The sequence below is a fragment of the Bacillaceae bacterium S4-13-56 genome, from assembly GCA_040191315.1.
Classification (GTDB): domain Bacteria; phylum Bacillota; class Bacilli; order Bacillales; family JAWJLM01; genus JAWJLM01.
This window is the reverse complement of record JAWJLM010000032.1, coordinates 1-19,503: the sequence shown is the minus strand read 5'-3', so window position 1 is coordinate 19,503 and position 19,503 is coordinate 1. Positions and strand designations below refer to the sequence as shown.

The following is a 19,503-nucleotide window of genomic DNA, read 5'->3' as shown; positions in this document are numbered from 1 at the left end:
TGTCCTATGGCAGGGGAAATAACGCACTACTTTGCAGGTGGAAATACAGCTAAAGGTTTTTACAATCTGTTTGAATCAAATATGCAAGGTATGGAGCATATCTACCTAATAAAAGGTGGTCCAGGAACAGGAAAGTCCACCATGATGAAAAAGATCGCAAAAGTATGGAATGAAAAAGGATTTGATATCGAGGAGCTTCATTGTTCATCCGATCCAGATTCCTTAGATGGTATCATTATTCCTTCTCTTAAATTTGGAGTGTTCGATGCAACAGCACCACATGTTCTAGAACCAAAGGCACCAGGAGCCATTGAAAACTATATTAATTTAGGTGATGCTTGGGATTCCAATCTATTGCGTGAGAGTAAGGAAAAGATTGTGGACATACAAACTGAGTTGTCTACCTATTATTCAAAAGCTTACGATTTATTCGAGAAAGGTCTTTGGATTCACGATGAACTTGAGGAAATTTATATTAACGAAATGGATTTTGAAAAAGCTAATAAGTTAACGGAAAAACTAATTGATCTTATTTTCACTGGTCAAAAAAGTGAGGTTGGTGAGGGAATTACTCGCCATCGCTTTTTCGGAGCATCGACTCCCAAAGGAGTGATGGATTTCATACCGAATATTACGGAGGGTTTAAACAAACGATTTTTTATAAAAGGCCGTGCAGGGACGGGCAAATCAACGATGTTAAAAAAGCTGGCTCAAGAAGCTGAAGATCGGCACTTTGATGTTGAACTTTATCACTGCGGCTTTGACCCGGAAAGTATGGATATGGTGCTCATCCGAGAGTTAGGGGTATGTGTTTTTGATAGCACCGATCCCCACGAGTATTTTCCTAGTAGACATGGGGATGAAATAGTAGATGTTTACGAAAAAGCGGTTACTCCAGGAACAGATGAAAAATACGGCGAGGAAATTGCATACTTCAATCAACGATATAAACAAAAGATGAAAGAAGGAATGGAGCATTTAAAAACCGCAAAAGTCCTTCATGATCAATTAGAAGATATTTATATAAAAGCAGTTGATTTTTCCCTTGTTGACCAGTATTTCGAAAAACTAAATCAAAAGATAAAGGAATTACAAGAGTAACAAAAGGAGCCCTCGCTTATAACAAAGCGGGGGCTTTAGATGTTTAATGAACCCGTCTATTATCCTGGTCGATGTGAAGTGTTCCATCCTGCAAAACTTGTGCAAAAAAAACATTATCCACTGTCTCTATTCCAGCTTTAGATAATTCTTGTTGTAACCAATTTTGGTCAAGGTTTAGCTTTTCAAGATTTTTGGTTAGTATTTTTCCATCTGAAATAACTTCAGTGGGGATAGGATAAACTTTCGCTGAAGAAATTTTGTTTATATCCTTTTTAGTTGCAGCCTGCTGTTCTATATTTTTCATAACCGAGATTTTTCCGTTTGTTTCAAAAACTGCATAATCCACATCGTTTAAGGAAAATACATTCTTCTGGCGTAGCATGGCCATAAGAGAATCCACATCTAACCTACTTTTCTTCAGCGCTCTCTCTACAATTTTACCGTCCTTAATTACAATAATGGGATCTCCCGTAGTGACTTTTCTTGCGGATTTTGACTTTATATCAATAGTATCCATAACAAGAGTAAAAATGGTCCATCCAACGAGTGCTATCATACCATTTCTAATACTAAGATTTTGACTAAGGATAAGCATTGAAGTTAAAGATCCAATAGCAATTGCAGAAACAAAATTAAAAAAAGTCATTTGGCTTATTTCTTTTCTACCCATAATTCTTGTAAGTACAAATAACCCGACAAATCCTATGGTGAGTCTTATTAATAATTCGGATATGCTCATAAAAAAACCACCTTTTGTTTGTGATAGTATATTTTTTGTTTGCTTTGTTTGCTTATTCGTAAAGTTACGCATAACTTGGTTTAGCGGCGTCGTTAATTGGGACAGAAACCATATTGGCAGCCATTTACACAAACGTAAAAAGGCAAGCCGCTAAGGGCTTGCCTTTTGATAGTATAAGTTATAAGTTCATTGGTGATTATCCGCGACGTCCGCCTCTACCACCACGTTTAGTTTCAGTGTTCTTGCTAAGAGTAGAGAGATTTTCTTCACTTGCTTTTAAGAAGTTAGCGAGTTTGTCCTCAAAACTTTCCTTTGCTTTGAAATTTCCTTTGGAACGAAAGTCTTTTGAATTTCTTCCATCTCTACCTGGTCGTGAAGAACGTTGGAATGATTGAGATTCGGGACGATCGATAGCTTTTTTGATAGAAAGAGCAGTTTTACCGTCTTTTTCACTGATTACTTTCACTTCCACCTCATCACCAACACTTAAATGATCATTAACATCTTTTACATAACTGTCAGCAACTTCACTGATATGCACGAGTCCAGTTGTTCCTCCAGGTAGTTCTACAAAAGCTCCAAAATTCGTAATTCCTGTAACTTTTCCTTTTACTTTACTTCCTACTTCGATGGACAAAAAATTTTCCCCCTTAAAAATATATGAAACCATCTTATTTTAACAAATTTCTTCAGATTATACAACTATTCATAAATGAATTTTCAGCTATGAATTATATCACTTAGTGATTGAGCTCCTCATGTTACAATAGAATTATTATCGTTATCGTTAGAATACGATTAACGCCCTAAGAGGTGGTAGTAGTGAAACAGTCATCTGAAGTTATAGATCAAGCATATATAAGAAATCATACCCAATTCGCAAGTGATTTAAAACTACTTTTTAAGTCTGGGGTGCTCATTTCAAATATTCTTCCTGTGTTAGCTGGTTTTTGGCTAGCGTTGCATTTTAATGGGCTGTCATTACTTAATCATTGGGGAATCTTTTTTTTAACGATTTTGGGCAGTACATTAGTCATGGGTGGAGCCTTAGTAATCAACAACTGGTATGATGTTGATATTGATTCGGTTATGGAAAGAACCAAAAAGAGACCCACTGTTACAGGTTCCATTCCGCTTAAGTATATCCTAATTATGGGCATATCATTCAGTGTACTTGGCATGATCTTATTATTAATAACAAGTATAGAAGCCGCAATCTATGCTTTTGTTGGTTGGTTTACTTACGTCATTCTTTACACGATGTGGTCTAAGCGTAGATACACGCTCAACACAATCATAGGAAGTATTTCGGGGGCTGTCACTCCACTTATTGGGTGGGCCGCGATCGATTCTGCTACAAGTAGTATCCCTGTTCTTATGTTTTTTATCTTATTCATATGGCAAATCCCGCATACCTTTGCTATTGCTATCCGAAAGTATGATGATTACAAACGAGCGAAGGTTGCTATTTTACCTGTTGTACACGGGCTCTCCATAACGAAAAGAGTTACTACTGTGTATGTTGCCAGCCTAATCCCTCTTCCATTCTTTATGGTTGAGCTCGGGTGGACTTTTATACTTATTGCCACTGGATTGAATGTTATATGGTTAATCATTAGCATCACAGGATTCACTGTAAAAGATCATATGAAATGGGCTCGTACTATGTTTTTATACTCGGTCAATTACATTATGATCATATTTCTTCTTATGATAGGTGTTACCTTTTTATAAAAAGGAGGCTCCGAAGCTCGTCAATCGACGAACTTTTTCTATTACTTAAAAAAAGTTAAAATCCTCGCATACTTTCCTTGGGAATAAAAAACTATAATTGCATTCTTAGATAACGTATGGAAAGGGTTTTGATTTGAAAAAAAGTATTGTGGTAATTGTTTGTCTTTTGATGTCCCTGTCATTTCTATCACTGCCGGCTCATGCGCAGAACAATCCTCGAAACATTCATTTATCCCGCATTACCGACCATTAATGTCGATTGGTTTAAGGGACTTTAGGTCATACTCTTGGGTGCTAACAATCATTGGGGGACGGCCATTGTAGCTTTTTCGCTGGAGATAGACAAATTCTCAAACAACTTATAAATAGCTGATACTATGAAAAGAATGATTCCTCAAACGAGGAATCATTCTTTAATAAAATACCTTTTATATTTATTATTCTACGACGAGTTTTGTTGTCATAGTGTCGTGGCCGCTACCGCATGGAACACTACACTTAATAGTATATTCTCCAGCTTCTAATGTTGCAGAATCAGATCCTTCTCCTTCAATCTTCACATCAGTACCCTCGATTTCAATTCCGTGGTAACCATCTTCATTCTTAAGGTTGAAAGTTACTTTTCCAGCTGGAACAGTGTAAGTATCTTTATCAAACTGCCAGTTAGAAGCAGTTAAATCAACAGTTTCTCCAGAACCACCTGCATTGTTACTGCTAGAATCGTCTCCTCCGCAGGCTGCAAGAGCCATTACTAAAGCTGCAAATAATAACGTTAACATTAGTTTTTTCATTGAAAATTCCTCCCGTTTAAATTAAGTTTTCTTAAATTAAGTGCCCTGTCGGCATGAGTCAGCTCCCTAAAGGGCAATTTCTGAAATTTGTCTAGCCACATCGCCCTATCGATTAGAGTTGATTCCCTCATCTCAGTCGATAAGTCAACATCGATTCTCAACATGAATCTTGTTTCCATTATCTCAACGGGAACGTACGCTATACCGCCATATCGTGTGGCAAAGCGCATACGTGACCCACATCCTGCGGGCCTCACCTCCTTATGTCGATGTTCAAAGGGCACTTCCGCTTTTTTATCAAGATTGTTGATACTCTGATTGGTCGGTGAAGAGATGAACAAAGCCATAAATAATAAAACATATAGCCATGGCGAACGATCCCCAACCAAGTGTTTTTTGCTCAAGAATTAAATAGTTGTTACATACTTGGCTATCAATAATGACGTATAGATAACCCATAATTAAAAACTTTAGAGTAAAGAAGATGTAGACAATCGTTTTACCTACCATACTGAGCTTTTTCCAGCTATCGCGAAGGGCGATACCTGCTACAGTGAGACTAATAAATTTAAACCATTCTACTGTTGCTAGAGTTAAAGATTCATCCATTGCCCTTGGGATCATCCAATATAACCATAGGATAACAAAGAGGGTAATGCCAGGTACACCATTTTGATTCCATTTTTCAAAAAAACTTTGAAATTTCATTTGAAAGAATCGGGCCATTAGGAAACCTGAAAGGACAAGCAATGGCATTTGCATATGCATATGAATAATCATAATAGATTCTAGTAAATTCGCAACAGGGGGGAGGATTAAGAAAACGAAAAGAGCCATACCATAGATGGATTGCTTCATTATTAATCCCTCCCTGTTTCAAGAAAAGTTTGTGTTGTTCTTGCTGCTTCTTCTATTTTTGTGAAATCCATAACTTCTTCTAACTGACCATTTGGATTGATCAAGTAAAAAGCGGAGTTATGTTGAAAGTTTCCATTATTATCTGGAATAACGATGACTCCTAGGCTATCTAAAACGGACTGTAGCTCCTGTTCATTAGGAATACGTGCCATCCTCCAGAAGTCTTCGTCAATTTCAAAATAGCTTCCATACTTTGATAAAACCTCTGGTGTATCACGTTCTGTATCAAAGCTAATGCTTAGAAACAGAATATCTTTTCCCAAGTAGGCCTCTGGTATAAGGTCGTAAACGTCAGCCATATTCATTTCTAATATAGGGCAAACAGAACCACAATTCGTGTACATAAATGTAATGAAGACATATTTGTCTTTTGCTAGTTCTTGAAAAGTATAAGTTTGATATTTGCTATCTTCTAAAGTTACAGAAGGGAAGGAGGGCTTATTCTTTTCTAACGAAAGAGTTCTAGCACTTTCTGCAGTGAAGGCTCTGAAACCATCTGTCCCCACATAAAAGATAGACACTCCAAACAGGAGAACTAAAATGATGGCTATTCGGTTTCGTAACTTATTGTTCATAGAACCACTTCCTTACTTGGTGGATAGAGGTCAGAAGGTAAATATGGTTCTGACCTCTAGTTTCATATTAATACATCTTAAATGGTGGGGATCCTGGAGGTGCGTTCCAAATCATATCGACGATTGGAACTACATAAGCCATTGCAACTACAGCAAGTAATAGTACAGCCCATAATCCCCAACGTTCTGTCCACATTGGTGCTTTTGGTGCTCCAGGTGCAGCTGTCGCCACAGGAAACTCTGTGTGACCTTTTGGTGCAAAGAACATCATATTAAATACAGCATAAACTTGGATAAGAACTCCAATAAGAAGGATTGTAGCCCCAACTCCAAATATAATTTCAAAGTTTAGCCAGTTTAATGCAGCTTCGTGACCACCGTAAGAAGTATCAGAAGTACGTCTTGGGTCTCCAAACAAACCTGCAATATGCATAGAACCTGCCATTATTGTCATACCAACAGTCCAGACAATCGTTTGAATGACACCAATTTTATTCATTTGTGGCGTTAATTGACGTCCTGCTAGATGTGGAATCATCCAGTAACAGATTCCAAAGAAGGTAAGAACTACGGAAACTCCAACAGTTACGTGGAAGTGTCCAACAACCCACATTGTGTTATGAACAACTTGGTTTAATTGGTTACTAGTGTTAACAATACCACCAGCTCCTCCAGGAATAAATCCGATCATAGCAATCATTGGTGCTAAGAAGCGGACATCTCCCCATGGAAGCTTTTTAAACCAACCTAATAGACCAGTACCGCCGTTTTTTCTTCCCGCTTTCTCTAATACTCTAAACATAGCGTATGCTGTCATTAGAGAAGGTACTGCAATCGACAGACTCATAAAAACGTGTAAGAATTTAATAGGAATCGAGATTGCTGAGTCGATAATTTGATGGTGGAATCCGCCAGGGATGTTTAAGATAACAATTAAAATTACTACTAGACGAATAAGCTTTTCATTGAAATGATTTACTCCAAGAATCTTCGGTACAATTACATACCAAGCTGAGGTTGCAACTAGATACCAGATGTTAACTAGCGTATGTCCGAACCACCAGAAGAGGGTTCTTGAAATCATAACGTTGATCGTTTCAACCCATCCAAGTACCCAAGGGATAATCATGAATACTTCGATTGTTACTCCTAAGCTTGCAAAGAACCATAGAATAAAGACTCCCATTGCAAAGTAAGCTAAAAGAGGAGCAGTTTGCCCTGGATGATTTTTTCTCCAATGACGATAGTTGGTAAATACTCCAAAACAGGAAGACCAAATTCCAAGAACAATAAGCACTAATCCGAAGTAGAAGATTGGGTGTGCAGCCATCGGTGGATAAAAGGTATATAACACAGATGCTTTACCTAATAACACCATTGTAGCTGACATTACTGTTCCAATAAGCATGAGACCGAAACCTATCCATGCCATTTTTCTTACTTTTGGTAAAAGCCCACCCAATGAGTGGGATAAGTTAGCAAATTGATAACCAATGGTGAATGTTGCTGTAAATACAACCAACAAAAGTAATCCGTGTGCGGTTAATATGGAATAGTAATCTAACCAATGGGGTAATTGTATAAGTCCTGCTCTTTCTAATCCTTGTAGTAATCCAAAAAGGCCACCTATTAATAGAGAGACAAAAGCTACTGTGAAGTAGGATAGTGATATCTTTGCATCCTGAGGATTCACCCCTAAGGCCCTTTTAGCTCCTTCTTTAATGGTAGTTTTTAATGTTTGTGCCATTAGCTATTCCCTCCTTTACTTAACTATGATTGTCGTACTCATTGCTTGGTGTCCAGCACCACAATACTCGTTACAAACGACTAAATAATCGCCCGGTTCGTCGAATGTATGAGATATTCTTTGAATATGTCCAGGCATAACCATTGCATTAATATTTGTATTTACTACTTGGAATCCATGAGTTACATCTTTTGATGTAAGTGTAAAATTCACTTTAGCTCCTGCAGGAACTTCTATCGTACTTGGTTGGAATCCGAATTGTTGCATAATAATAACTGCTTCATATTCGTTCTCCCCAATTTCTTTTACACCAGGCTCATCAAAAGGTTCTGTGGCTTCCACATTTTGTGGATCAATGGTGTCCATATTACTTGGTGGCCCCATTCCTAAAGCAAAAGTTTGATATCCAATAACTAACATAAAAATAACTAAGATTCCGATACTAATGGTCATCCAAATTTCCTCTAAACGGTGCATGAAGTTCTCCCCTTTCTCTACAATCTAGCCATATAAATTCCAAATACGGCTACCCACATAACTACAATGACTGCGGCAACTATGCCAACAGATATTATTGTTCCAACTTGTGTTTCTTCTTGATTATGTTCAGATCCCCTAACTTTTGATGTCGCCATCTCTTATCTCCCCCTCTTTATCTTCTAACTACATCTTAAAGGCAAATTTGTGTCGTTGAAGTGAACGAAATCACGGATAAGCGTGTTTTACATCACAGGTGTTCCCTAGGGGGTATTGGTGTGTTGGGGGGGTCGGTTCTCACCAACATACTACTGTATATTACAAGATAACGGGTTGGTGAGAACCGGCTCCATGTTGAAGTGCGGGTGTGTACATGGTAGATTTAGGAGTAGTAATTTGAAGGGAAGTATGGTTTATGGAAGATATATTTATTAAGGAACCGCAACCGTTTATTCTAAAGGCGTGGGATAAGGCGGGGTTTGAAGATTTAACGACTGTTCAGAAAAAGGCTATTCCTGTGATTGAGGAAGGGAAGGATGTTATCGCTGAGGCGCCGACAGGTACTGGGAAGACGTTAGCTTATCTTTTACCACTTTTACAAAATGTAGATTTAGATCAAGTTCATCCACAGGTACTTATATTAGCTTCTTCCCATGAGCTTGTGATGCAGATTCATGAACAGGTGCAAGTATGGGGAGAGGGTAGTGGAATTCGTAGTGCTACTCTAATTGGGGGAGCGAATCCTAAACGTCAATTGGAAAAGTTGAAAAAACACCCTCATATAATTGTTGGTACTCCGGGTCGAGTCGATGAGCTATCCAAACAAAAGAAATTAAAAATGCATGAGGTGAAAACAATTGTATTAGATGAAGCAGATCAATTAATGGTGCCAGAGCATCAAGCGAAGGTAGATGAAGTGATAAAAAGAGCTTTGGCTGATCGTCAATTGGTTGTCATCTCTGCAACAGTATCCAATGATATGGAACAATTTTTTAGAACGCGAATGAAGGAACCAGCTGTCATAAGAGTTAATTTATCAGAGGATAGTAAACCTTTAGTTGACCATATCTTTGTAGTAGTTGAGGAAAGGGACAAATTAGAAACCTTAAGGAAAATACATCATGCAGAAGAGGGAAAAACGTTAGTGTTCGCGAGAGATATTGGAAATTTATCAGTTATGGCAGAGAAACTTCGATTTAAAGGAATCGATGTTGCTGTGTTACACAGTGATTCCAAAAAGCAGGATCGCGCCAAAGCCATTCGCGATTTTCGTTCAGGAGCGGTTTCTTTTATGCTTGCTACAGATGTTGCAGCAAGAGGACTCGATATCCAAGACATCACACATGTGATTCAACTAGATGTACCGAAAGAATCCGCACAATATATCCATCGATCAGGGAGAACAGGAAGGCTAGGCTCTGAACTAGATGGGAAGGTCATTTCGATTGTTACGGAAAGCGAAAGTTCAAAATTGAGAAAAATCGCTAATGAGTTAAAAATCCAGCTTCAAAAGAAGACATTATATAAAGGAAAACTTCAGGGTGCCAAATAGAGACAAGTCAAAATGTATAACAGAAAAGAGGGGAATAACCTGGAAGTTAAATTAGTATAAATAAAAAGGTTTTTCTCTATGGAGGGGAAAAAGATGTTCGTTATGAAAATTGATGAGGAGCTTTCCCTTAAACTTCCTCAAAATAAAGATGCAACAAAATTATTTTCAGTGATAGATAAAAATAGGGAATATCTTAAACCGTGGTTAGCTTGGCTTGATGGGACAACAAGCGTTATAGATACAAAGAATTTCATTAAGATTGGGCAAAAAAATTATGCTGAACAGAGAAGCATGACTACACTGATCCTTTATAGGGGAGAAATAATTGGAGTAGCAGGCTACAATGAAATTGATTGGGTTAATAAAATCACTTATCTAGGATATTGGCTGGATTCAGATTTTCAAGGACTTGGTATTATGACAAAGGTAGCGAGAGCTTTAACGACAAATGCCTTCCAAGAATTAGGGCTACATAAGGTTGAGATAAGAGTGGCAAAAGCTAATCAAAAGAGTCGTGCGATTCCAGAAAGGTTAGGTTTTGTAAAAGAAGGAACTTTGCGACAAGTAGAATGGTTATATGACCACTATGTGGACCATGTGGTGTATGGCATGTTAGCAGAGGGATGGAACAAATCATAAATTTATAAATCATACACCTTCCACACATACTAATCTTGTACAGGAGGTGTTTTTAATGAGTCAACAAGACTTTGAAAAAATCTACAATGAATACAAGGAGCAAGGTGACCAACAAGCACAAGAAGAAGCGGTTAACCAACAAGGCTATGACGGCGAAGAAATTGTAGCTGTTCGTAAAAATGATGATGGAGATATCATTGCGATGAAAACAAATACTGGACGAGAATTAGACTATGTTACTGCCTTAGAAGAAGCAAAAGCAGGAAAACTTATGCACGTTGATGTTTTTCATAAGTATGGGAGAGATATCTTAAGAAGTGAACCAGACGGCATTAAAGAAAATAATTTAGATCAATTACCTTCTTTTTAAGGAATGATAAAAGAGAATGTCCAACAGGCATTCTCTTTTTTTAACAGATAGGAAAGTATAAAACTTGTCTAGCTCCAGCGCCCTATCGACTAGAGTCGGTTCCCTCCTCTCCATCGATAAGTCAACATCGATTCACTTCGTGAACCGTGTTTCCTTTATCTGGGAGGGAACGTAGGCTAAAACCGCGCCATCGTGTCGCAACCGCCTACGTGACCCACATCCTGTGGGCCTCACCGCCTTACGTCGATGATCAAGGGCGCTTGCGCTTTTCTTACTATTACAAAATCAATATTTTATCTTGGTAAAGGAAAGAATAAAGAGGAAGGATGTGAAACCGTGGAACAGTTTCAAATTATTGAAGAATTCATTGAGGAGTTGAGGGAACACGGGAACGTCTTTGAATGGTTGGGCATATATGAAATTATAAAATGGAATCATATATTTTCTATTCCAATTTATTTTTTGATAGGTTTACTGTAAAGGGATATGCTCAGTTCGTAACCAACAAGAAACTTAATCATTGATTCTACTATTCCTTTTGGAAAGAGGATGTGATTATCATCAAGGCTATATTAGTACATGGATATAAAAAGGATGGTTCAGATATGGCTCCACTAAAGAATCATTTAGAACCTCTTGGTTATACATGTTTAACTCCGGACTTTTCTTTAACTTATAAAGAATTTGATAAAGCAGCTGTGGAGTTAGAGCGTATCATTGATGAGCATTTTCCTAATGAAAAACCACATTTAATAGGTCACAGTACTGGTGGACTTGTTATTCGTAAGGTCATTTCCAATAAAAAATACAAAAATCGAGTTGGAAGATGTGTTCTCATTGCTACACCAAACAATGGAAGTAGGTTAGCAGAATTAGCCGGTATTTTCCCATTTTCTGTTAAAATATATCGCACCTTAAAATCTCTTCATAAGGAATATATTAAACAATTGAACCTGACTTCCCATCCGACCATTGAGTTGGGAGCGATCGCGGGTAATAAAAATAATCTTTTGTTAGGTAAGTTAATTCCTGTAACAAATGATGGGCGAGTAGAATTGGATTCCGTTTACTTCCCTGATTTGAATGATTATGTGGTTCTCCCTTATGGACATTTAGAAATTCACCACAAAAAGGTAACTGCACAACTAGTTGATCAGTTCCTAAAAAGAGGAACTTTTAAAAAATAGAGATTATTAATTAATGGAAAATCTGTATTTCCTTTGGAAGCTCATCTAAAACTTTTGGTACTTTGCGTGGAGTGTATTCCACAAGGTCAGAAGAGTAGATTTGAATGACTACTTTCCCATCTCGTGCCTTTGAACGGATTAGAACGGGTTCATTTAAGATATTTTTAAAAGTAAAATCAGGCCCATACCAACTGACTGTTGCATCCCTTCCTGGTGGAACATAGGGAACGCTCTTACTGTGGGAATACCGTTGAAGAATTTCGACACCGGCACGGTCAACTGCATTAAATAGGGTGGAAGAAACCTGACATATCCCCCCGCCAATTCCTTCTGCAACCTCTCCCTTAACAATCACAGGTGCGGGCAAATAACCTTTTTCTTTTGTTCTCTTACCCACAACCTGGTTAAAAGAAAAAGTTTCACCAGGAAATATAACATGATTATTTATGGCTTCTGTAGAAAGAACAATATTATAGGATCTTTCTTTGTTCTTAGAATTATAATAGGTAACATATTGCCCAATTTGTTGTGTCCTAATGTTTGCTAATAGTTCACTGTCAACCTTTGGGTGAACTTCAAGAATAGGGGCCTCCATTTGAGCAGAACCATTTTCAAAAAAATAGGTGTAGAAAAGTTCTTTGAATCTGTGAAGATGTAATTTATAACCTACTTCTCCAGGAACAATTATTCCATTATCATTGATTGATGCATCAACAGGCGCCTTATATATTTTCTGATCCAGTTGATTTATCAAGTGAATATATTTATTTTCATCTATAACTAGTACGTCAAGATAGGGAATTAAAAAATCAGATCTATTTACAGTAGTAAGCGTATCCCCTTTATAAGTCACCCCTAGGTCATTTGAAACTGCATTATGGTTAAACATAAGAAATAGAATAGTTAAGTATGTCATTTTCATAATATAGGCCTCCTAATTTTTAATATGAGCATGGGTTAAAATTTCATGTAATCTAAATAAATATTCATTCCCTTTTCATGGGATTGAAATGGATAGTCCAAGAGAAATAAGTACAAGTTCACTAAGTAAAAAAAAGAGAAAAGCCCACATTTTTATAGGCATTTTTCATACAATTCTTTTAGAGGTGATAAAAATGCCAAGAGTAAAATATACAGATAGCGATGTGGATTTAGTAGCAAGGATGATAAGGGCAGAAGCGGAAGGCGAAGGTAAGCTTGGGATGCTCATGGTTGGTAATGTTATTGTAAATCGAGCAAAGGCTGATTGTTTAGATTTTATTGGATTAAAGTCCATACCTGATGTCATTTATCAAGTGCAGGGAGGGAATTATTCTTTTGAAGCCGTACAAAAGGGAAATGTTTTCTACAACAGAGCAAGAGGGGTGGAGAAAAAATTAGCAAAGCAGGTTTTAGATTATTGGAGACAACATCCTTCTAAATATGCGCTCTGGTATTTTAACCCTTATGGTGAATGCCCTCCAACATGGTATAATCAACCCAATACAGGGCAATATAAACAACATTGTTATTATGAACCAATAGCCAATACATGTGAAGGTGTCTATAGATATTAAACATTTAAGTATCAATTATTAGCTATCAAAAAATGAGTGGTTCTTCTTATAAAGAAGAATTTCAGTAAAATTTGTTTGGGGACTTACCATGTCTGCAATAGTTCCATTATAGGTTACCTCCTAGGAACTCAAGAACTACAGAATATTGCTGTACTTTCGTTTTCCATTGTCATGCTGTTATTAGGAGCATCGTTTTCTAAGACAGTAAAACAGTAATAAAAGAGGGTAGGAAGAAAACAAGAAAAATTCATCATCCAACCTATTAGGTAGGTTTATATTTTAAAACTGCCAGTGCGATTCGGGATGAACCCGAGTCCTGCTGGCCATTTTTTTTATATCTTCATACTTTTCCCGTAAAGGTTCGATTGGTTCCAGGGGCCTTTAGGTCATATACTCTTAGTTGCTAACAATCAGTGGGGGACGACCACTGATTGAAGTTTCACTTTATTTAGGGGAACACTTTTAATAATCCCGTACTATAAAATAAAATCTTTGTTAATGTACTCCAAATAGCGTTATACTAAAATCTTAGACTAATCAGACGTAATCACTCTCTATATAGAGTGGAGTACATACTAGGAGAGTTATACATATGTTGCAAACTGAGTCCACTATTCCTTTGAAATCATTATTGTTCTTTTTTCATGGAGCGAATGCTATTCTTATTTCCTTTCTTCCTATTTATTTGGAGTTCGTGGGGTTAAAGGGGAGTGAAATTGGCTGGGTTATGGCTATAGGACCCATGTCATCCATTATTGCACAGCCTTTTTGGGGATATATGAGTGATAAATACCAAACAGTCAAAAGAATGGTGTTAATCTGTTTGGGTGGATTGCTTTTAAGTACGCTCGTTTTCTTTCAAATGACAGCTTTAGCCACTATTTTAATTATGGCTGCTATTTTTTATTTTTTTGTATCTCCCATTGGTGCGTTAAGTGACAGTTTGGCTCAAAGAAAATCCGTACAATTAGGTGTTAATTTTGGAAGTATTCGCACTTGGGGTTCCATTGGTTTTGCGGTATCGGCCTTAATTTTTGGCGAGATCCTAGGGAGAGTGGGAATTCAACATATTATGTGGCCTTACTTTTCTTTTGGGATCATTGCCTTTATATCCTGTTTATTTTTGACAGACGTGAAAGTAGAAAAAGATGTTTCGATTCAATTATCTGACGTGAAGCAGTTACTTCAGAATAAACCCCTTATCATTTTTCTAGTTTTGATCATGTTTATTACGATCACGCATCGCGCTAGTGATAGTTTTCTTGGGCTTTACATTACGAGAATTGGAGGGAGCGAAGGACTTGTTGGTTTATCTTGGTTTATTGGAGTAGCAAGTGAAGCAGCAGTGTTTGCTTTTGCGGGTCTTTGGTTTAAAAAATACCATCCATTAATTTTTATTATTGGTGCGGGTATTTTGTATAGTACTAGGTGGTTTATTTATTCCTTCATCTCTGATCCTATCATTATTACAGGCTTTCAATTCTTGCATGGGTTATCCTTTGGTGTCTTTTATTTAGCTGCTTTTGACTATGTTTCCCGATTAATTCCAACTTCTCTCCAAGCTACGGGGCACCTATTATTTGTTACAGTATTTTTTGGAGTCTCTGGAATATTCGGATCTTTATTTGGTGGCTTTCTGATTGATTCCTATGGTGGGGGAATGATGTATTTTATACTTGGTTGGTCAAGTTTAATTGGTGTTATTTTATTGACAGTGTATCATATTTTGCCGTATGGAAAAGAAATCACACCATTAAAGCAAAAAGGATAGTTTTAGGTAGGCAAGTTAGTAAAGAATAGGGTAGGCTGAAAAAGAAGAAAAAGGAGGGTTACCAGTGAGAGTGTTCCCTAAGTGGTTTTGGATATCTATCCTAGCTTTCCTTATCATTTCTTGTTTTTTCTTTTTTTTAATAGCTATGTTTCCTCATTCTAAGTTTATAGTTGAGCCTGTATTCTTCCTTGGATTATTTGGATACCCGTTATTTTTCGTAATCATGATGCTACTTACTTACACAAAAGTAAAGCTTGACTCGGATCAAAAAGTTTGGGCGTTTCTATTTTTATTAATCCCGTTTCCATTATACATCCCATTCTTTTCAATCGCATTCAGAGGAGTAGATGATATCCTTCATCTAGTATTCTTTATGAAGTAATAAAACAAGGGCCTTGGATTTAACCTCCAAGGTCCTTGTTTTATTTATAGACATTGGTTGCACTATGTAAGACAACATCTACTCCCAATAAAATTGGATTTTGAAGTAGGGGAGTCATGAACGTGTTATCCAAAAAGGTAAAACAATTATTGATGAAAGGTGGAAGATAAGTAGATAGGAACATTGACAGCACCTGTTTTTTCTTCCACAAAGTTGTCTCTAGCAGAATGGACAAATTTTGTTTCTAACTGATCCCTATGCTCACTCATTATTTCCTCTCCTTAGCACGTATTTGGTTAAATGCTTGTTTCAAATCTTCCTTTAAATCTTCCACATGCTCAATTCCTACTGAAAAGCGTAACAACCGATCACAGATCCCTCGTCTTTCTCTTTCCTCCTTAGGAATATCTGCGTGAGTCTGAGTGGCAGGGTATGTGATAAAGCTTTCCACGCCACCCAAGCTTTCCGCGAAGATGATAAGGTCCAGGCTTTCTAAAAATAAAGGAACCCACTTGCTGTCTGCGAGACGAAAAGAAATCATTCCACCTTTGTTCGCATAAAGAACGTCTGTTACTAATGGTTCCTTTCGTAAAAATTCGGCTAGGACACGAGCATTATCTTGATGCCTTTCCACTCGGAGTGATAACGTTTTTAGTCCCCGGATAAGGAGCCAGGAATCAAAAGGGGAGAGGGTAGCCCCAGAAGCATTATGATACTCTCCTAATTGATCAGCAATAGTTGTATCCTTTGCTACAACTAACCCCGCTAAAACATCATTATGTCCACCTAGGTATTTGGTGGCGCTATGGATGACGATATCAGCACCAAGAGATATTGGTTGCTGTAAGTATGGAGTGAGGAATGTATTGTCAACGATAAGCAATAAGTTATTCCTCTGAGCTAACTCTGCATAATCCTCAAGATCGATCTCTTGCATTAAAGGGTTCGTTGGAGTTTCAATGAAAATAGCCTTAGTATTAGCTGTAAGTTTCTTTGCAACTTCTTTAACGTCGGCAAAATCATGATAGGTTGTTTTAATACGGTAAACCTTACCATATTGCTCAAATAAACGATACGTTCCTCCGTAAAGATCTTCAGGTGCGAGCAATTCATCTCCTGGTTGAAAAAGAGTAAGAACTAATTGAATGGCAGCCATACCCGAGCTACATGCAAATCCTCTTACGCCACCCTCAAGTGATGCAATTCCATCTTCTAGGAGAGAACGAGTCGGATTTTTGGTACGAGTATAATCATAGCCTGTTGATTGACCAAGTCCCTGGTGCTGATATGCTGTAGATAAATAAATAGGAGGGCTCACTGCTCCAGTTTTTTCGTCACTTTTATTTCCTAACTGTGCTAGCTTTGTCTCTAATCTTTGTTTTGTCATAAATTCCTCTCCTTGATCAACAATAATAAAAAGGACCTTCTAAGAAGAAGGTCCTGAATAATCGAGTCGCTTTCTTCTTATCTTCAAGGCATAATAACCTTTTGGAATTAGCACCGTGCCTTTAATGGCTGGTTGCTGAGACATCTTAGGGCCAGTCCCTCCGTCTCTCTTGATAAGAACTTACTTTATTCAATTAAAATACTTAAAAGTTACTTTATCTTACTTTTTGATGTTTTGCAAGTGAAAGATTTTTAGAAGGATAAATCTTATATCTCTACCTCAAAAGCTTCTGGAATATGCAAAGCTTCATAAGATTCAATTTCATTTTCTTCTAGGAATTCTCTCATTTCATCAACGGAATAAAACCATTCATAAAGACCACCATTGTAGGTTAACAAGTATTCCGGCTCGTCCATAAATCCTTCTCCTCCATTCCCAAGGGATTATCATTGAAATTTCTATTAATATATGAGAGGAAAATTAGATTCATGTCGTTATTATATTTATTTCGCATGAACGGGCAGCCAATCATGAAGCAAGCTTCACCAACAAGGATAAAAAATTTAATGTTTTATTTTCATGGAAGTAAACCCCAACCTCAAGTCTTAAGTGAACGAAAAGAGTAGGTGAGGATAAACTGCCCATAAATGTCCGATTGGTTCAAGGGCCTTTAGACATGCCCTTGGGTGCTACCAATCAGTGGGGGACGGCCACTGATTGGAGTTTCACTTTATGGTTTTTCCAGGATAGGGGAGTTATTTGATTTACTCATTTTATGCCTTACTAAATACAGAATACCCCCACTTGATATAAGAAGGAAACTGGTAACGAAAAAAACGGATGAAATACCAAAATAACTAGAGATTGTTCCACCAAGGACAGGGCCAATAATATTGCCAGTGAACCTAAGACTAGTGTTGTACCCTAAAACTTCCCCTTGAATAGAGATAGGTGCTTCTTGGCGGATGTAGGCTACCAACAAAGGCATAATTCCACCAATTGAAAAGCCTAACAAGAACCGAATAAAAGTTAGTTGCCATATATTCGTCACAAAGGCACCTGGCAGATAAACGACCCCCGCAAGGAAAAGGAGGATCATCAATATCTTTAAATAACCTTTATTGTCGCCGAGTTTCCCCCAATTTCTCGCCATAATCAAGTTTCCTAATCCAGCCGCTGAAAAGGCCATCCCAGAGAAAAAGGCTAAATTGACGGGGCCATGAAGTTCTCCCACATAAAGGGATAATATGGGCTGAATGCTAAAGTGAGCGATTTGGACGATCATTGCTAATAACATCACGGTAAGCATCATTGGATGATGGATGATATGGGAAAGAACTTCTTTTCCACTATATTTTCTGTTAGAACCTTCCTCACTATTTATCTTTACTTCTTTGATACTAGTCCATACCAGAATGGAAGCTATCAATAACACAAAGGAAAGAGATTGAAAGGTTTGGGCAAACCCTATAGAATCAGCTAGTGCACCTCCGATAAGGGGGCCCATCAGACTTCCTGTAATATTTCCGGTCTGTAATGTGCCCAGCACTCTTCCTGCCATTTTTCTTGGAGTCTGAGTGGCGATTAACGCTTGTGACATAGGAATAAAACCTGTAAAGATCCCCATAAAAAGACGTAAGAAAAATAATTGCATAATCGAGGTAACAAATCCCATTAGGAATACAGAAGTTCCCAAACCTATCCCCAAGATAATGAGAACGTTTTTTCTTCCAAATCTGTCACCAATTCTTCCCCAAATGGGAGAGAATAGGGCAGCCGTCACAAAAGTTACTGCGAAAATTAGCCCTGACCAAGTTTGAACATAAGCATCTGAAAAATTTCCTAACGTTTCAATATATAACGAAAGAAAAGGAAGTACCATCGTCATACTTCCTGCAATAAAGAAATTTGCAAACCACATAATTTTTAAATTTCTCTTGGCGATTATTTCTTGGTTGATTTTGACCACTTCTCTCTTTTTGTTAAACTATTTCGAGTTCCTAAATAATATTGTAACGAATTTTCTAAGGTTAGAAAAGAATTTTGCACAAATAGGACTATGTATATGTTTCTCCAGAATGTTATAGTAAGAAAAAATGAATGCCATTTAGGAGGTTGATTTACATGAGAAAGGTTATACAAACGAATGGAGCGCCACAAGCAATTGGGCCCTATTCACAGGCAATTGATGCTGGCGGGTTTGTTTTTGTCTCAGGCCAAATTCCCATCGATCCTACAACGAGTGAGGTTGTAGAAGGGATTGAAAACCAAACTCATCAAGTTATGAAAAATTTAAATGCCATTTTAAAGGAAGCTAGTATCACCTTTCAGGAAGTAGTAAAGTTTACTATATACTTAAACTCTATGGATGATTTTGCAAAAGTGAATGAAATTTATGCTACCTATCTCGAACAACCTTACCCAGCAAGAGCGACAGTAGAAGTATCGAGGCTTCCTAAAGACGTACTAATAGAAATGGATGTAATTGCCGTGAAGTCATAAAACCCAATGGCCAGTCCTCTCTCAGAGTGAGAGGACTGGCTTTTCTTACAAGATAAGAAATCATTATGGCTCGCT

Annotated in this window: 24 protein-coding genes, 1 pseudogene and 1 riboswitch; of the genes and pseudogenes, 11 read left to right on the top strand and 14 right to left on the bottom strand. The window is 37.5% G+C overall.

What is annotated here, in order from left to right; all coding sequences use genetic code 11:
- The first annotated feature begins 6 nt into the window (after window positions 1-6).
- Window positions 7-1,101 (top strand): PRK06851 family protein, encoded by a 1,095-nt coding sequence (locus RZN25_10125; GenBank protein MEQ6377176.1) that lies wholly within the window; start codon window positions 7-9, stop codon window positions 1,099-1,101.
- A gap of 43 nt (window positions 1,102-1,144) precedes the next feature.
- Here the strand turns inward: RZN25_10125 and RZN25_10120 are convergent, their stop codons facing one another.
- Both RZN25_10120 and RZN25_10115 read right to left on the bottom strand, forming a co-directional pair.
- Window positions 1,145-1,840, bottom strand: coding sequence for a DUF421 domain-containing protein (locus tag RZN25_10120; GenBank protein MEQ6377175.1), 696 nt, complete (start codon window positions 1,838-1,840; stop codon window positions 1,145-1,147).
- Between the two features lie 196 nt (window positions 1,841-2,036).
- Window positions 2,037-2,477: a S1 domain-containing RNA-binding protein gene (locus RZN25_10115; protein MEQ6377174.1), complete on the bottom strand. Its 441-nt coding sequence runs from the start codon at window positions 2,475-2,477 to the stop codon at window positions 2,037-2,039.
- A gap of 185 nt (window positions 2,478-2,662) precedes the next feature.
- Between RZN25_10115 and cyoE the strand changes: the two genes are divergently transcribed.
- Window positions 2,663-3,574: a heme o synthase gene (gene cyoE / locus RZN25_10110; protein MEQ6377173.1), complete on the top strand. Its 912-nt coding sequence runs from the start codon at window positions 2,663-2,665 to the stop codon at window positions 3,572-3,574.
- A gap of 437 nt (window positions 3,575-4,011) precedes the next feature.
- Here cyoE and RZN25_10105 read toward each other — a convergent pair whose 3' ends face one another.
- The 6 genes from RZN25_10105 to RZN25_10080 form a co-directional block, all read right to left on the bottom strand.
- Window positions 4,012-4,365, bottom strand: coding sequence for a cytochrome C oxidase subunit II (locus RZN25_10105; protein MEQ6377172.1), 354 nt, complete (start codon window positions 4,363-4,365; stop codon window positions 4,012-4,014).
- Between the two features lie 297 nt (window positions 4,366-4,662).
- Complete coding sequence (locus tag RZN25_10100) at window positions 4,663-5,223, bottom strand: hypothetical protein (GenBank protein MEQ6377171.1); 561 nt, start codon at window positions 5,221-5,223, stop codon at window positions 4,663-4,665.
- A gap of 2 nt (window positions 5,224-5,225) precedes the next feature.
- The gene (locus RZN25_10095; GenBank protein ID MEQ6377170.1) at window positions 5,226-5,858 is read right to left on the bottom strand and encodes an SCO family protein; all 633 of its coding nucleotides are present in this window, start codon (window positions 5,856-5,858) and stop codon (window positions 5,226-5,228) included.
- A 67-nt stretch (window positions 5,859-5,925) separates the two neighbouring features.
- Window positions 5,926-7,605 (bottom strand): cbb3-type cytochrome c oxidase subunit I, encoded by a 1,680-nt coding sequence (locus RZN25_10090; protein ID MEQ6377169.1) that lies wholly within the window; start codon window positions 7,603-7,605, stop codon window positions 5,926-5,928.
- A 15-nt stretch (window positions 7,606-7,620) separates the two neighbouring features.
- Entirely contained in the window at window positions 7,621-8,082 is a 462-nt protein-coding gene (locus tag RZN25_10085; protein ID MEQ6377168.1) for a cytochrome c oxidase subunit II, read from the bottom strand.
- A 17-nt stretch (window positions 8,083-8,099) separates the two neighbouring features.
- On the bottom strand, window positions 8,100-8,240 hold the full coding sequence (locus RZN25_10080) for a cytochrome C oxidase subunit II (protein MEQ6377167.1): 141 nt from the start codon (window positions 8,238-8,240) through the stop codon (window positions 8,100-8,102).
- A gap of 257 nt (window positions 8,241-8,497) precedes the next feature.
- On the opposite strand from RZN25_10080, the gene RZN25_10075 reads away from it, so the two are divergent.
- From RZN25_10075 to RZN25_10055, 5 genes are all read left to right on the top strand, one after another.
- Window positions 8,498-9,634, top strand: a complete 1,137-nt coding sequence (locus RZN25_10075; GenBank protein MEQ6377166.1) for a DEAD/DEAH box helicase — start codon at window positions 8,498-8,500, stop codon at window positions 9,632-9,634.
- A 93-nt stretch (window positions 9,635-9,727) separates the two neighbouring features.
- Window positions 9,728-10,273 (top strand): GNAT family protein, encoded by a 546-nt coding sequence (locus RZN25_10070; protein ID MEQ6377165.1) that lies wholly within the window; start codon window positions 9,728-9,730, stop codon window positions 10,271-10,273.
- Between the two features lie 55 nt (window positions 10,274-10,328).
- A complete protein-coding gene (locus RZN25_10065; GenBank protein MEQ6377164.1) occupies window positions 10,329-10,643 on the top strand; it encodes a DUF3892 domain-containing protein in 315 nt (104 codons plus the stop codon).
- A 336-nt stretch (window positions 10,644-10,979) separates the two neighbouring features.
- The gene (locus tag RZN25_10060; GenBank protein MEQ6377163.1) at window positions 10,980-11,123 is read left to right on the top strand and encodes a hypothetical protein; all 144 of its coding nucleotides are present in this window, start codon (window positions 10,980-10,982) and stop codon (window positions 11,121-11,123) included.
- A gap of 71 nt (window positions 11,124-11,194) precedes the next feature.
- Window positions 11,195-11,830 carry an alpha/beta fold hydrolase gene (locus RZN25_10055; protein ID MEQ6377162.1) on the top strand — a complete coding sequence of 212 codons (636 nt, stop codon included), beginning with the start codon at window positions 11,195-11,197 and terminating at the stop codon, window positions 11,828-11,830.
- A 10-nt stretch (window positions 11,831-11,840) separates the two neighbouring features.
- Here RZN25_10055 and RZN25_10050 read toward each other — a convergent pair whose 3' ends face one another.
- Complete coding sequence (locus RZN25_10050) at window positions 11,841-12,752, bottom strand: VanW family protein (GenBank protein MEQ6377161.1); 912 nt, start codon at window positions 12,750-12,752, stop codon at window positions 11,841-11,843.
- Between the two features lie 193 nt (window positions 12,753-12,945).
- Between RZN25_10050 and RZN25_10045 the strand changes: the two genes are divergently transcribed.
- From RZN25_10045 to RZN25_10035, 3 genes are all read left to right on the top strand, one after another.
- Entirely contained in the window at window positions 12,946-13,386 is a 441-nt protein-coding gene (locus RZN25_10045) for a cell wall hydrolase (GenBank protein MEQ6377160.1), read from the top strand.
- Between the two features lie 592 nt (window positions 13,387-13,978).
- Entirely contained in the window at window positions 13,979-15,157 is a 1,179-nt protein-coding gene (locus RZN25_10040) for an MFS transporter (protein MEQ6377159.1), read from the top strand.
- A gap of 64 nt (window positions 15,158-15,221) precedes the next feature.
- Complete coding sequence (locus RZN25_10035; protein ID MEQ6377158.1) at window positions 15,222-15,539, top strand: hypothetical protein; 318 nt, start codon at window positions 15,222-15,224, stop codon at window positions 15,537-15,539.
- 55 nt (window positions 15,540-15,594) lie between these two features.
- On the opposite strand, the pseudogene RZN25_10030 reads toward RZN25_10035, so the two are convergent.
- The 5 genes and pseudogenes from RZN25_10030 to RZN25_10010 form a co-directional block, all read right to left on the bottom strand.
- Window positions 15,595-15,690, bottom strand: a pseudogene (locus RZN25_10030) (PLP-dependent transferase).
- Window positions 15,686-15,808 (bottom strand): hypothetical protein, encoded by a 123-nt coding sequence (locus tag RZN25_10025; protein MEQ6377157.1) that lies wholly within the window; start codon window positions 15,806-15,808, stop codon window positions 15,686-15,688. Before RZN25_10025 ends, RZN25_10030 begins: the two are co-directional and overlap by 5 nt.
- Window positions 15,808-16,926, bottom strand: coding sequence for a methionine biosynthesis PLP-dependent protein (locus RZN25_10020; GenBank protein MEQ6377156.1), 1,119 nt, complete (start codon window positions 16,924-16,926; stop codon window positions 15,808-15,810). Before RZN25_10020 ends, RZN25_10025 begins: the two co-directional genes overlap by 1 nt.
- A gap of 74 nt (window positions 16,927-17,000) precedes the next feature.
- Window positions 17,001-17,105: riboswitch (SAM riboswitch) on the bottom strand.
- A gap of 87 nt (window positions 17,106-17,192) precedes the next feature.
- A complete protein-coding gene (locus RZN25_10015; GenBank protein MEQ6377155.1) occupies window positions 17,193-17,342 on the bottom strand; it encodes a hypothetical protein in 150 nt (49 codons plus the stop codon).
- Window positions 17,343-17,656: 314 nt separating this feature from the next.
- On the bottom strand, window positions 17,657-18,847 hold the full coding sequence (locus RZN25_10010) for an MFS transporter (protein ID MEQ6377154.1): 1,191 nt from the start codon (window positions 18,845-18,847) through the stop codon (window positions 17,657-17,659).
- A 203-nt stretch (window positions 18,848-19,050) separates the two neighbouring features.
- On the opposite strand from RZN25_10010, the gene RZN25_10005 reads away from it, so the two are divergent.
- Window positions 19,051-19,428, top strand: a complete 378-nt coding sequence (locus RZN25_10005) for a RidA family protein (GenBank protein ID MEQ6377153.1) — start codon at window positions 19,051-19,053, stop codon at window positions 19,426-19,428.
- The last annotated feature ends 75 nt before the right edge of the window (window positions 19,429-19,503 follow it).

Coding starts and splice junctions, on each gene's coding strand:
- RZN25_10125 (MEQ6377176.1), top strand. CDS start 7: ATGGCAGGGGAAATAACGCACTACTTTGCAGGTGGAAATACAGCTAAA.
- RZN25_10120 (MEQ6377175.1), bottom strand. CDS start 1,840: ATGAGCATATCCGAATTATTAATAAGACTCACCATAGGATTTGTCGGG.
- RZN25_10105 (MEQ6377172.1), bottom strand. CDS start 4,365: ATGAAAAAACTAATGTTAACGTTATTATTTGCAGCTTTAGTAATGGCT.
- RZN25_10100 (MEQ6377171.1), bottom strand. CDS start 5,223: ATGAAGCAATCCATCTATGGTATGGCTCTTTTCGTTTTCTTAATCCTC.
- RZN25_10095 (MEQ6377170.1), bottom strand. CDS start 5,858: ATGAACAATAAGTTACGAAACCGAATAGCCATCATTTTAGTTCTCCTG.
- RZN25_10090 (MEQ6377169.1), bottom strand. CDS start 7,605: ATGGCACAAACATTAAAAACTACCATTAAAGAAGGAGCTAAAAGGGCC.
- RZN25_10085 (MEQ6377168.1), bottom strand. CDS start 8,082: ATGCACCGTTTAGAGGAAATTTGGATGACCATTAGTATCGGAATCTTA.
- RZN25_10080 (MEQ6377167.1), bottom strand. CDS start 8,240: ATGGCGACATCAAAAGTTAGGGGATCTGAACATAATCAAGAAGAAACA.
- RZN25_10075 (MEQ6377166.1), top strand. CDS start 8,498: ATGGAAGATATATTTATTAAGGAACCGCAACCGTTTATTCTAAAGGCG.
- RZN25_10070 (MEQ6377165.1), top strand. CDS start 9,728: ATGTTCGTTATGAAAATTGATGAGGAGCTTTCCCTTAAACTTCCTCAA.
- RZN25_10065 (MEQ6377164.1), top strand. CDS start 10,329: ATGAGTCAACAAGACTTTGAAAAAATCTACAATGAATACAAGGAGCAA.
- RZN25_10050 (MEQ6377161.1), bottom strand. CDS start 12,752: ATGAAAATGACATACTTAACTATTCTATTTCTTATGTTTAACCATAAT.
- RZN25_10045 (MEQ6377160.1), top strand. CDS start 12,946: ATGCCAAGAGTAAAATATACAGATAGCGATGTGGATTTAGTAGCAAGG.
- RZN25_10040 (MEQ6377159.1), top strand. CDS start 13,979: ATGTTGCAAACTGAGTCCACTATTCCTTTGAAATCATTATTGTTCTTT.
- RZN25_10025 (MEQ6377157.1), bottom strand. CDS start 15,808: ATGAGTGAGCATAGGGATCAGTTAGAAACAAAATTTGTCCATTCTGCT.
- RZN25_10020 (MEQ6377156.1), bottom strand. CDS start 16,926: ATGACAAAACAAAGATTAGAGACAAAGCTAGCACAGTTAGGAAATAAA.
- RZN25_10015 (MEQ6377155.1), bottom strand. CDS start 17,342: ATGGACGAGCCGGAATACTTGTTAACCTACAATGGTGGTCTTTATGAA.
- RZN25_10010 (MEQ6377154.1), bottom strand. CDS start 18,847: ATGTGGTTTGCAAATTTCTTTATTGCAGGAAGTATGACGATGGTACTT.
- RZN25_10005 (MEQ6377153.1), top strand. CDS start 19,051: ATGAGAAAGGTTATACAAACGAATGGAGCGCCACAAGCAATTGGGCCC.